The following is a 12423-nucleotide window of genomic DNA, read 5'->3' as shown; positions in this document are numbered from 1 at the left end:
ACCTAGCCGGCCGCGATCGTGAACGCCCACCGCTTCATCTTCGACAGCCGCGACGAAGGCGCCCGCGAACGCCTCGACATCCTCAACGACGTCGAAGGCGTCTGGCGCTGCCGCACCACCTTCAACTGCACCGACGCCTGCCCGCGTGGCATGGAGGTCACCAAGGCCATCCAAGAGGTCAAGCGAGCCTTGCTCTTCACCCGCTGACCCCAGGCACCGAACCACGAAGGCCGCCGCCATCACGAAGATGGTGGCGGCCTTTCGCCATTCGCGACCGCAGCCGAAGTGAGCGGCCGCCACGTTCCCGCCGACGGGAACACCGGCGAGCGTCGCTTATGCTCGGGTCGGCCTGGCGCGCGGCGGTTCGCCGATGCGCGACGTTCCGTTCAGCAGCCGGAGACGGCGGGGCCGTCTCGATATCGACCCAGGGGGTTGCGTGGCCGAATCACTGGCGGTCGACCCGGCCCAGCTGCGCGCATCGGCGGCGGAGTTGCGACAGGCGGCCGAAGACGCCGAACGGATGGCGAACGAGCTGAAGGCGGCACTCGCCGACGAGGGTGAGTTCTGGGGCGCCGACGAAGCCGGCGAGACGTTCGCCCATACCTACAGGCCCGGTGCCGACCGTACGTTGGAGGGGTTCGACGACCTCGTCGCGGACATGCGGGCGATGAGTTCCGCGATGAAGGATGCGGCCGATGCGTTCGAGGACGGGGACCACCACGGCAGACAGAACATCCGAAACTCGGCCGACGACGGCATGCCGTACACGAACGCACCGAGCCAGAACCGGCCGGTAGGACCCATTCCGCAGGCGACAGCCAGCGAATCGCCCGGCTACACAGACAATTCCGCACAGGCGCCGGGCACGTTCGATCGCCCGGCGAATGGAGACTCCGCCCGTCCGCAGCCGAACGTCCCGAACGACCGCGGCAGCGTCGATATACAACAACCCTCGGCATCCGTCCAGCAACCTGTGGCATCGGGACAGCAGCCCGCAGAGTCCGGACAGCGACCTCCGGAATCCGGACAGCCGGACGATTCGACGAGCAATCCCCCAGAAACGCAATCGCCCGAGGACAAATCCGGCGACCAACCCCCGGCAGCCGGAACCGGATCGCCGACGACACCTGGTATCGGCGCGGAGCGACAGGGAGCGCCGGCGAATACACCGACGAGGCAACAGTCGGGCCCACGGACGATGCCGGGCGACCCCAACAAATCTGGCAAGCCGTCGGCGAATACGCCGTGGACGCGGGACGGGTCCGGCACGCCTTGGGCGAAGGCTCCGAGGCCATCCGGTGCGCCGGTGAACGAAATCCCGCCTCGGGTGTCTCCTCCACGCACCCCGGACCGCCCGCCCGCGAGCAAGAAGCCGCAGCCGGCTCCGAAACGTCCCGAGCAGAAGCGGACCCCGAAACCCGCGGGTGTGCGGGCCCTCCGGGCCACCGATGCCGAGGCCATGCGCATCGCTCGGGAGATGGCCGCTAGGCACGACATCGAGATCGTCGGATTCGACGCGGCGGGTATCACCGCGGCAACGGTCCAGGACATCGCCGATGCCGTCGACACCGTCCTCCCGCGGATGCCGGCCGTGCTGCGCGGAATCGAGATCCGGGATGTGACGGGTTCGCTCTCTGCCGTCGAGAATCGCAGCACGGCAGAGCACTCGGGAGAAGTGGCGCCATGGATCGTGCTGGCTCACACTGCTGTGATCGATCCTCGGATGTTGGCAGGCCGTTCCCGGGCGACGACTCGATCCGAAACCCCACAGCGGCCGATGTATGCCGCCATCCTGCGGGAACTCGGAGCCGCGATCGACCTCACCGGCGGGTTCCGGGCACGCAAGGAGGCGCAACGCGCGCTCATCACCGAATACGTGCGGATCAACGATCCCCGAGGCGAGACGCTGAGCCGGGTGGTCGCCGGCTATAAGCGATGGCGGGCGCAGCTCGGCGACCACTGTTTCGAGCATGGTCTGTTCGTTCCGGGCAGAGCGCTGGCCGAGGGATTCGCCGCGGTCGAATCGAGCGAGGACGAAGCCAACGGCCCGCAGAAGGCGCTGAGCCGGCTGCTGGTGGCGATGTCGCGTGCGGCGTTGCCGGACCGGCAATGAGACCCGTCGCCTGCGCGGACGGCGTCTGACCCTTCCCACCAGCGGTAAAAGTCGCCACGCACCTGTCGGTCATCATTATGGGCACGTTCGGAGGTCCGCGGTCGTCGCTGCCCGCTGACGATTTCGAGGCGGAAGGTTGTGGCATGGATCGATGGGAGCGCGAAGGCCTACGCTCGGCCAACAGCGGCATGCGCAACCAGCTCGAACATCTCCTCAACTCGTTCGAACGTCAGCAGGGCCGACTCGCCGATGTGTTCGGAGAACTGGAAAATGCTCGCACGCAGGCGAGTTCTCCCGACCAATCGGTAGAGGTGACCGTGGACGCCGCCGGCGTGCTGACGGACCTGCGCCTCACGGCCGCGGCAATGCGCCAGACGCCGGAGCAGCTGAGCAGGGCGATCGTGGACGCTACTCGGGCCGCGGCGCACCGGGCGCAGCAGCATGCCGAAGCCCTCGCCGCACCCCTCGACGACGACTTGGACGACCTGCCCGACCTGCCCGACATCTCCCCGGGCGCCCCCAGCCTCAACGAGATTCGCGCCTTCTTCCGCGGGGACAACGAAGGCTCCCCGAGATAGTACCGGCGTAGTGCAGACGATGCTGCGTACCTGCCGACAACCGGAGCGGAACTTCTCGCCGGCGCAAGGGAATGGGATCCGGGGGCGACTGTGCGATGCAGGCAGCGATAGCGTGCACGGAGCCGCTCGCCGGATCCGCGTCGACGAACGCGAGCGCACATGACGCTGCGTTTGCCGGACTGGCTGCCCCCGGCGGTAGTGATGTGTGTCGCCGGGCACTTCCCGCTGGGTGACGAGGACGCGGAAAGACGCGCCGCCGATGCCTGGTCGGATAAGGCCGAATGGTGTCGTGCGCAGGCTGAATATCACGAAGCCAAGGCAAAGCCGCCCGAGGGCTCACACGGCCGGACCGTCGCCGCGATCGCCGAGAAGCACCAGCACATGGCCGAACGCTTCCGACAGCAGGCCACCAATTGCGACAGCCTCGCCAGGCAGCTCTACGAGAGCGCCAACGCCACCGAACTGCAGAAAATGGTCATCATCAGCATGGCCGTGATCCTGGCCATCCAGCTGGCTCGGTGCGCACTGATGTTCGCGGCCGGTGGTTGGGTCCAGGCCGCCATAGAAAAGATGGCGACCCGAACCGCGGCGCAGCGCGCGTGGATGAGATTCGTGGCATTCCTTTCCGGACGCGGCGCCGAACTGGCCGCGGAACGCGGCTCGATGGTGGTGCTGCGCAACGGAATCGTGATCGGGGTAGCACTGGGAGGCGGCACCCAAGCAGGCGCCCAGGCGATTCAGGTTGCCGAGGGTAACCGCGAACAGATGGATTGGACGTCGGTCGGCGTGGCAACGGCCGCCGGCGGTGTCGGAGGCCTTTTCGGCATGCTGTTCGGACTCTGGGCCGGGCCGAAGGTCGCCACCATCGGCGCAAACGCCAACAGCACGGCGGGACGGATGGCCCTGCAGCTCGCCGGCACCACCATGGTCGGAGCCGGAGCCGGAGCCGTCGGCGCTCTCGGCGGCACCGCCGTCTCGCTCATGCTGTCGGACCAGCCGTTCAGCCGCAAGGCCTTCACCGAGGGCCTGATCCCCGGTATGGGTAGCGGATTCATCGGCGCGGCGGGCTTTGCGGCACAGGGTATGCGCAGCCGGGCACCGCTTCCTGGCACGACTGCCGAGCCAGCTGCCGCACCGGATGTCACCAAGGCCGAAGCATCGCCTGGTGCGCTGGTCGACACACTGCGCGAACATGGCATCGTCACCACCGACTTCGATCCGAACAACCCCTCCCACACCCATCAGCAACAGCAGATCGACAATCTTCTGGCGCTGCTGCACCAAGCGGGGGCCACCGCGGACGCCCCGGTCCGTCCCACACTCCCACTGAACAACGCCGACTGGCAGCCCGCGAATCCGCCGAATGTGTCGATCGACAACCTCAACCCGGTCAAGTCAGCGAAGCCCCCCTCCGATGCCGTCGCCGCACCCGCGGATCCGGCCCCCGCGGCCCCCACACGGACGACGCCGAAGGCTGATGGTGGCCATCAACCACCCGGCATATCGCCGCCGAAAGAGTACAAGCCGCGCCCGGAGCAGCCCTTCTCCGTGCCGAACAACAGCATGGACTGGGAAGCGCCCGCAGGCATGCCCGGCGCCCTGATCGACAATGTCAATCCCGTCAAGACCGTCACCTACCCCGCAGCCGCCATCGCGTCCGCCGTCAACCCGGTCGGCGTGCCGAGCATCGGGACGGATCCGACATCGGCGGAGGCGCCCGGGGCACGGAACGGTCCTGCCGCACGACCGGAATCCGAGGCCGTCGGCGCCGCCGAAGCTCCTGTCGACGGGGAACTGCGTCCGGCACCGCACGACTCGGATAACAGCACCGCCGACAATGCGGGCACAGCACGGCAGATCACCGAACATGATCATCCTGTAGCCGGGCCCGACCACTCGGTGCGGCCACGCCTCGCGGACACCGGCGAAGGCAGTGCTCGACCGGCCGATGCCGCGCCCGGCCACTCGGTGCGGCCACTCCCCGCGGATACCGGCGAAGGCAGTGCTCGACCGGCCGATGCCGCGCCCGGGGCGGCTCATGACAACCGGGCGGGCTCCGCAAATGCCTCGTCGGCGCCGCATTCCACGCCGGAGCACGCCGCGGTGCCGGACAACGCCGCCGCCACGGCCCGACCGCACCCCGGGGGCCGGGACACGGCGAGCGAGGGGCAGGCCGGGCGAGGCCGCGCCGTCGCGGATGGCCGCGGCGCCGATCCGGCGGCGGGGCTGTCGTCATCGGTGCGGCAACCAAGCGTCGCAGCGGGCGAGGAGGCCGGTCCCCGCCCCGTCACGGCCGACCCGCACGACGCATCGGCGCAACAGAGCCCGACCGTGTCGGCGACCGAGCGTGAGGGGGCGCAGCGGGTTCCTGACGGCGCCACCGATCCCGAACCGGCCGTGCCCGAGCTGGTACCGGCGGCGGCGCACAAGGAGTCGGCCGACGTCCTGTCATCGGACCACGACGTGACCCCGAGTATGACGATCACCACCGACCCGTCGCCCGCTCCACAACGCGCTGATTCCGGTCCGCGCTCCCCCGGCGGGGACAGGTTCGCGGACGCGGCCGGACAGCAGCGGCAGACCGCCCAGCCCTCGGGCGGCCCGGCGCGACCGGCCGCAGGGGTCCAGCCCGGCACACCCGCTGCCGGTGGTTCGCCCACTGCTGCCGGAGGCAATCGGCCGCCACGTGTGTCGGCCCCGAAGGCTGCTGCCGCGGAGCGCCCTCCTGCCGTCGAACCGGTCGAAGGAGCGCGCGGGCAGGCCGAGGACGGCCGTGCCCCGTCAGGGCCGGCGACCGCCCACGCCACCGACAATGACCTCCGGAACACACCGCCCGCGGCCGCCGAGCCGGAGTCGGAGCACGGTCGCGCGACAGGTGACGAGACCGCGCGAGCCACGCAGCCGGATGAGGCGAATGCACCGGAGCAGCCACGCGCGGCCGACGACAACGCGGACGCGCCATCACCCGAGCCCGAACACGTTCGCGCACAAGATGAGTCGGATGCGCCCACCGCTCGCGTTGAGGATCCCGCCGCAGACGCGCGTGCGAGCGCGAGAGCCGAAGTAGAGCAGCGCAATGCGGCCGAGCGGCAGCAGAACGAGCTGGTGCGCGAACATCACCGGCAGCGTGTCGAAGCGGCGGCCGAGCGCGAGCGGGCCGCCCTTGCCGAGCTGCAGCGGCAGGAGAAGGCCGTACGGGTGGCGCAGGAGCATGAGCGGGCCACCCGCGTCGGCTTCGGCGACAAGATGCGCGATCTGTTCGGGCGGGGCACGGCGGAGGATCGGGTGGCCGTCGAAGCCGGGCAGGCCGCTCAGGAACAGCTCCGGCAGGCTCAGGCGAAGTTGGCCGAGTGCCGGGAGACGTACGAGGCCGCGGTAGCCCACCATGACGCCGCAGCCCGGGCCAGAGCCCATGACCTGGTCGAAATCTCGGACAACGCGGGTGTTTCGCTGATGAACGATTACGAGGCCGGGGTGCTCACCGATCGCGACGCCGTGTTCGAGGTGGTTGCCCAAGAGCGGGTACGCACGGCCCTGGATGCCGGTCGCGCGATCGGGGAATTGCGGAAGCCGGGCAGCACGGCCGACGGTACGAGCCCGTTGGCGAACGCGTCACCGGAGTCGTTGGCCGACACGATGGTGCGGGGGTCCAGGGAGGAGCGCGTCGCGGCGATGACGGAATGGATTCGCCGGGGCGACGACCGGCATCGGCTGGTGCGGGAGACCCAGGCCGCGGCGTTCCTGCTGCTCGAGCACGGTCCGGTCGATATGAAGACCGGTGAGGGCAAGACCATCGTCATGGTGATGAAGAAGGTGTCCGATGCCATCGATCACGGCACCGCACATGCGTGGACAAGCAGTGATCTGCTCGCCGGTGAGCTGGCCGGTGAGTTGCAGGCATTCGTCGCGCGGCCGGAGTCGGATACCGGGATCGATGTGGTCCGGATGGACCAGGACGGTCCGCTGCCGGATCCGATACCCGGCCGTAGCCGGATCGTCGTGGGCACGAAGGAGGACTACCTGTTCCGCGCGTTGAAGGTCGCGGATTCGATGATGAACGAGCTCGCGGCCAGTGGCATGGCACACCAGGAGGTGACGGCACTGCGGGACTTCCTCAACACGAAACCGTCGATCGACCTGATCAAGGAAAGGCTGGACACCGCGGCATCCGACCACGGCCTGGACCTCCGGTACGACCCGTTCCCGGCGGGCAAGCTCACCGTCGACGAATTCGACACCATCTTCGACGGCAATTCCGAATGCGTACTATCCCCGGGGGCGGCGGAGGAGGCCACACCCGAGGTGGTCGCCGAACTGCAGGGGATCTGGGATCGGCTGACGATCGCAGAGCGCGAACACGGTTTGACGGCAGCGGATTTCAAGCGGCCGGAGCACACCCGGGGAATGTGGGCCGCGGAAACGACCCCGGCGGCGGTCGCCAAGCTGGAGAAGGTGGCGGGTGGACCGGTCACCGACTCGCAGCTGAAGCTGTTCGCCGATGCCGCCAACGCCCGCTGGGGGCTGGAGAAGGGCACGCACTACATCACCCGGGCGGACGAAGGCGAGGGCGCGAAGATCGGCATCCTCGCTCACGAAACCAACGACAAGGCGATGTGGGACAGGACGAAGTCGACCGAGGTGCGCTGGCAGGACGTCGGTCAGTTCGTCGACGTCAAGGAAGGGCTGCCGGTCCGGGCGAATCAGGAACATTCGCTGCGCATGTCGGATCAGCAGTTGATCGGCAGCAAATTGCTGTTCGATCCGTCCGGTTTGTCCGGGACGATGAAGGGCGTCGAGGGCATCACCTACGACCTGTACGGCGTCGGGCCGGTGCCGGAGCTTCCGACCTTCTATACCTCGCAACGGGTCGTGGAACCGCCGAAATTCTACGAGAACACGCATTCGAAACTCACGCAGCTGGCCCGTGACATCGTGCGGGACGCGCATGTGGTCGACGGGGAGCAGACCGGCCGCGCGCAGTGGGTGGTGTGCATGGACAACGGCGAAATCCGGGGCGATGCGGATGCCGGGCGGATCGGACTGATCGACCTGCTCCGCACAGCGGCGAAGGAAGAACACGGCGAGGGATTCGAGCTGAAGTTCGAGGTGGTCGACGCGGAATTCTATGCCGAGCACGGCGGTAGCAATGCCGCCGCCGAGGCCCTGGTCCGGCAGAAGATCGAGGAATTCGGGGACAAGGGCACCATCTATATCACCAACAAGGACGGAGGCCGCGGGGCCGACCCGACACCATCGCAGGAGGTGATCGATCTCGGCGGCGTCGACGTGAAAGTCAGCGGTGGGCCGTCGTACTCCGAGCGGGTGAACGACCAGGTGGATGGTCGTGGCGCCCGTGGCGGATCCGGCGACGACCGGGAGCACGGTGGCACCCCGGGTTCGGCGGTGCACTACGTCTCCCCCGAGGACTTTCTGGGCCGGGTCACCGACCACGGCGTCACGCAGCAGATCGTCCAGTACACCGAAGCCGTCAAGGCCCACCGGGCCGCCCAGGAACAGCACGAAGCCCTCGGCACCGAGGCCACCCGCGTCGAACTCGACAACGCCGAAGCGGCGCTGCGAAACGCCGAGTCCGACCTGTGGAAGCGTGCCGTCCCGGCGATGAAGGACGCCGTCGAACGGAATCAGCTCGCCTCCAAGTACGCGAGCGCCAACCAAGCCAACGCCCCGCCCACGGACGCACATCACACCGCGACCCAGCAACCCCAGCACCCCCCTCCCCGATCCGCGGGGACCGCGGCTTCGCATGCGACACCGCACGCCCCTGCCGCCACCCATAACGGCACCTTCGTCCCGACCGCCGCCGGACTCGCCGCCGGGGCAGCGTCCAACCTGGCTTCCGGTAACCCACCGGCCGCACCCGACCTGCGTGACGAGCACGGCGACAGCACCCTCCGCCACCTCCTGGAGGCGCTCGACGCACCCGGCGGCCAGGCGGCCGCACCGTTGCTGCCGGTGGCGCAGGCCGTCCGCGACGCGGCATTCGATCAGGTCGAGTCGCAAGGGCTCCCCATCGGCGCCGACGCCGCCGACCACGTGCGCGAAACCGCACGAAATCTATTGCACATCAGCCTGAATCAACTCGATCCGGCGCAGCGCCAACTCGTCGCCGACGCCGGGACGATGCTGCGACAAGGACACCGGCTCGAAGACGCGCACACCGCAGCCGTCGCCCAGTTGGTCGCGCAGGTGCCGACCGCGCAGCCCGTCCTCGCGGCCGCCGCGGGTGCCACCGTCCCGTTCGACCAGCTGTCCGCCGGCGACCGCACCGAGACACTGCAGCGGGCGCAGCAGGGCGACCGGTCCGCCGCGCAGGCCTTGGACCGCCATTTCGGCCCCGCCACCGCCCAGGCCATGTCTGCCGTACTCAGCGGGGATGCCGAGCACGGCACCCCACCCACGCGGATCCAGCTCCTGGCGCACGCCGTCGCCCGGGCAACGCTCGGCGACGCCGAAGCCGGTGGCTGGCAGGTCCCCCCTGGCGTCGACATCGGCGACTGGCTACTCGGCCGAGCGCGGGACACGTGGCTCGACAGCCTCAATCACCTGAATCCCGCCGTACGCCGACTCGTCGCCGAAGCGCTCGATCCCAGATCCCGCGGCGACGATCTCACCGACGCTCAGGTCGCCCTGTTCGGGTGGGTCGCGCAGGAGATCGCGGGAGGGGCGGCCGATTCGACGGCCCGGCAACGGAAACCCTCGGCCGAGAACCGCGACCGCGCGGACGCCGCGCGGACGGCCGAGGCCGATCGAAACACCAAGCAGGCCATCGCCCGGCAGTTGTTCGAGACGTTCGGCATCGAGGTGCTCGGATTGGACAAGCCGGGCATCCCCGTCGACACGGCTCTGTCGATCAGGAATGCGATAGTCGACGGTTTCGCGGCGGGGCAGGAGATCAAGCTCGACGTCGTACTGGTCGCCCCCATGGTCGGCAATACCGGTGCCTGTATCTGGACTCCCGAAGGCATCGGAAAGGACGCCCCGACCTTCATGGTCCTGAACGAGAACCTCTTCGGTGCCCCGGAGAGATTCCGGAACGCCATGCGGAAGGCGGTGCGGGCAGGCCACCTGATGGCCCCGACCGGTGATCCCGCGTACGACGCCGTCAGTCACGAGATGGGCCATCTGCAGGATCGAGCAGCGCGGAAGGGGCTCTACGACGAAAAGCCGATTGCCCATCTACGAGACGGAGCCGTCGAGGGGAAAGACTACGAAGACTCCAAAGAGGCACGAGCATTCGGATTCCTGTACACGCACTTCGCCGAGTTCAAAAAGGTCGGCATGCTACCAGCCGACCTGGATTTCGACGACTGGCTGGGGCAGCTCGATTCGTACAGCAGCAGCAGGAAGAAGCTGAAGGAAGAGGAATACAACCGAATACTTGCGGACGAAGAGTCGCAGGGTACGAAAATGGGCACTTACGAGCCCAAAATGGGTGACCTCGCGGTATTCAATCCGGCAGAAGCACTGGCCGAGGCGAACAATGCGTTCGGCAGGACCGCACCGGCCGATCGCACACATCCCGCCTACGTCCTGCAAGCCCTGCTTCGAGACATTCCGTATTTTCAGGTGTTGCGGGAAGCAGAACAGCGCAATGCCCTGGTGCAGGCGGACTATCGCGGTCCGGTCCCGGCTGCGTCCGAGTCCGGCACGAGCATCGCCTCCAACGGCCCGTCCGCATCCCTGGCGGCGAGATGGCGCGCTATGTCCTCCGCCGCCCGCGCCGACTACGCGGAACAACAAGTCGCATACTTGAACCCCGACACCGGTTTCGTGCTCGACGAGTTGGCCCGGCTCCAGGCCGAGCACCGCGCCACGGTCGCATCGATCTCGGATCGCACCGCGCAGACGTCCGAACCGCGAGCAGCCGAGAACAATTCCTCACGTGCGGTGCCCGGACGACCTGGCGACAGGTCGGCGTTCCCACCGGAGTTCTGGCAGCAGCTCGATGAGTCCCGCGCGCGGGCGGCTGCCCCGGCCCCGATCCACCTCGGCGACCCCGACGATGCGCAGCCGGATCCGACGCCACCCGTCCCGGACTCGCCTCGCTCGGTCCAGGCGTCGAGGCGCGCTGCTTTCGACAGCTTCCGGCGCCAGATCTTGGCGATCTACGTCGCAGGCCCGTCGATCGAACGGAGCGATGCGGTAGCCCGCGCCCTGGCCGATGCCGAGCCGGAGGATCTGCGGCACGCTCTCCGCGAGGCTGGGCTCGACCCGAATCAGCAGCGGGTACTCCGCCAGTTCTGGCCGGGCCAGTCGGCCCGGACGGCCGCGGCGGTGCTACCGGCTCCCGGTGAGGACATGGACCCTCTGCTGTGGGCTCCGATTCGCACATTCGCCTCGGCGGTCGCTCGCGTCCGGGCACCCGCGGAATCTCCCGCAGGGGTGGTTCCGGAATCGGATCGGACCGAATCCGACGCTCCGATCCCCGGCAGAGGCGGGCTGACCCCCCGGGAGCTCGAGGTGTTGCGCCTGAGTGCGCGCGGCCTGTCGTACCCCGAAATCGGCTCTCGGATGGGAATCTCGCCCAAAACCGTCCAGAGTTACGCCCGGCACGCGTGTGCCAAACTCCGCTGCCCGAGTGTGATTCCCGCGGTCCTCGCTGCAGATCGGGAGGGATGGCTGGACGAACCATCCGGCCCGCACATCGACGTCGAATTCTCGACGGACGAGGTCGCCATCCTCCAGCTGGCGGCCAACGGCCTGGACAACCGTGACATCGCCACCGAGCTGGGGATGACCCGGTATCGAGTGCGGACGTTCATGGCCGCGTTGCCCGTCCGTTGGGATGTCGAGGGCAGGCTGCCCGGCCTGCTGGCGGCACAACGGCAAGGGGCGTTCCAGCCTGGTGATCCCCAGTCCGCGGCAACGCGGAAGCACATCGATCTGTCTCCCCGCGAACGCGAGGTTCTCGACCTGGTCGCGGCCGGTCTCACGGATCAGGCGATAGGTGACCGGCTGGGAGTTACGGCATCGACGGCGCGGGGCTACCGGATCCAGCTACAGGCCAAGCTGGGCACCTCGGATCACGAGGAACTAGCGGCCCTGGCGCCCAGCCTGGAGTCGTCGGCCGCGACGGCACGGACTGTCGAGCTGACCGAATCCGAGGCGCTGCTGCTGCACCTGGTCACGAAGGGTGTGCCGCACGAGACCCTCGCGACAGCGCTCGGCGTGCCGAACAGTGGATTGGGTCCCGTACTGGCACAGCTGGCCGACAAGATCGGCACGCGCGGCACGATTCGGGTGTCGGCGCAGCGGCAGGAACCGGCATCGCGACTCGAGACACTCGCCGAGTCGCTGCCGGGCGCGAGCGGTGATCCGACAACGGTGTCCTGGGCTACGGTGCGCGCCTTCCATTCTCGGATCGCCACCCAACCCTCCGAATTGACCGGGCGTGAACCCGAGGTGCTGCGGCTGGCCGCACAAGGCTTGTCACTCAAAGCGATCGCCCGCGCGTTGGGCGGATCGCACGCCACCGTGATCAACGAACTCGAAAGCATCGCGGTGAAGCTCGGCACCCCTGACCGGGCCGTGCTCCTGATGGCGGCCCAGCGGGCATGGTCGGCCGACCACCCGGAACCGATACCCGAACCAACAGCCGACGTCGATCTGACGGCGCGGGAAACCGCAGTCCTGCGCCTGGTGGCCCAGCGGTTGACGAATCCGGCTATCGCGGCAGAGCTGAGCATCCCGGTGTCGTTGGTGAAGCACATC

Annotated in this window: 10 protein-coding genes and 3 pseudogenes; 5 read left to right on the top strand and 8 right to left on the bottom strand. The window is 68.5% G+C overall.

Annotated elements, in window-relative coordinates:
• Positions 1-6 precede the first annotated feature (6 nt).
• The 4 genes and pseudogenes from NNI01S_RS18820 to NNI01S_RS18810 all read left to right on the top strand — a co-directional run.
• Positions 7-207, top strand: a pseudogene (locus NNI01S_RS18820) (succinate dehydrogenase iron-sulfur subunit); the annotation flags it as partial.
• Positions 208-370: 163 nt separating this feature from the next.
• Positions 371-655: pseudogene (locus NNI01S_RS36555) on the top strand (WXG100 family type VII secretion target); the annotation flags it as partial.
• A gap of 651 nt (positions 656-1306) precedes the next feature.
• Positions 1307-2113, top strand: a complete 807-nt coding sequence (locus NNI01S_RS36085) for a hypothetical protein (RefSeq protein ID WP_245676268.1) — start codon at positions 1307-1309, stop codon at positions 2111-2113.
• 143 nt (positions 2114-2256) lie between these two features.
• A complete protein-coding gene (locus NNI01S_RS18810) occupies positions 2257-2691 on the top strand; it encodes a YbaB/EbfC family nucleoid-associated protein (RefSeq protein ID WP_169812995.1) in 435 nt (144 codons plus the stop codon).
• A 336-nt stretch (positions 2692-3027) separates the two neighbouring features.
• Here the strand turns inward: NNI01S_RS18810 and NNI01S_RS36080 are convergent, their stop codons facing one another.
• The 8 genes from NNI01S_RS36080 to NNI01S_RS36045 form a co-directional block, all read right to left on the bottom strand.
• On the bottom strand, positions 3028-3975 hold the full coding sequence (locus NNI01S_RS36080; RefSeq protein ID WP_169812994.1) for a hypothetical protein: 948 nt from the start codon (positions 3973-3975) through the stop codon (positions 3028-3030).
• Between the two features lie 203 nt (positions 3976-4178).
• Positions 4179-4316: a hypothetical protein gene (locus NNI01S_RS36075; RefSeq protein WP_169812993.1), complete on the bottom strand. Its 138-nt coding sequence runs from the start codon at positions 4314-4316 to the stop codon at positions 4179-4181.
• A 1336-nt stretch (positions 4317-5652) separates the two neighbouring features.
• Positions 5653-6207 carry a hypothetical protein gene (locus tag NNI01S_RS36070; RefSeq protein ID WP_169812992.1) on the bottom strand — a complete coding sequence of 185 codons (555 nt, stop codon included), beginning with the start codon at positions 6205-6207 and terminating at the stop codon, positions 5653-5655.
• Between the two features lie 96 nt (positions 6208-6303).
• Positions 6304-6867 (bottom strand): hypothetical protein, encoded by a 564-nt coding sequence (locus NNI01S_RS36065; protein WP_169812991.1) that lies wholly within the window; start codon positions 6865-6867, stop codon positions 6304-6306.
• Positions 6868-6957: 90 nt separating this feature from the next.
• Positions 6958-8421 carry a hypothetical protein gene (locus NNI01S_RS36060; RefSeq protein WP_169812990.1) on the bottom strand — a complete coding sequence of 488 codons (1464 nt, stop codon included), beginning with the start codon at positions 8419-8421 and terminating at the stop codon, positions 6958-6960.
• Positions 8422-8766: 345 nt separating this feature from the next.
• Positions 8767-9132 (bottom strand): hypothetical protein, encoded by a 366-nt coding sequence (locus tag NNI01S_RS36055; protein WP_169812989.1) that lies wholly within the window; start codon positions 9130-9132, stop codon positions 8767-8769.
• Between the two features lie 78 nt (positions 9133-9210).
• Positions 9211-9888: a hypothetical protein gene (locus tag NNI01S_RS36050; protein WP_169812988.1), complete on the bottom strand. Its 678-nt coding sequence runs from the start codon at positions 9886-9888 to the stop codon at positions 9211-9213.
• 105 nt (positions 9889-9993) lie between these two features.
• Positions 9994-10518, bottom strand: a complete 525-nt coding sequence (locus NNI01S_RS36045) for a hypothetical protein (RefSeq protein WP_169812987.1) — start codon at positions 10516-10518, stop codon at positions 9994-9996.
• On the opposite strand from NNI01S_RS36045, the pseudogene NNI01S_RS36550 reads away from it, so the two are divergent.
• Positions 10414-12240, top strand: a pseudogene (locus NNI01S_RS36550) (LuxR C-terminal-related transcriptional regulator); the annotation flags it as partial. The gene NNI01S_RS36045 and the pseudogene NNI01S_RS36550 overlap by 105 nt on opposite strands.
• Positions 12241-12423 lie beyond the last annotated feature (183 nt).

Source organism: Nocardia niwae NBRC 108934 = DSM 45340, assembly GCF_001613465.1.
GTDB classification, from domain to species: Bacteria; Actinomycetota; Actinomycetes; order Mycobacteriales; family Mycobacteriaceae; genus Nocardia; species Nocardia niwae.
Note: the sequence above shows the minus strand (reverse complement) of the source record. Positions and strands in the feature narration are given on the sequence as shown.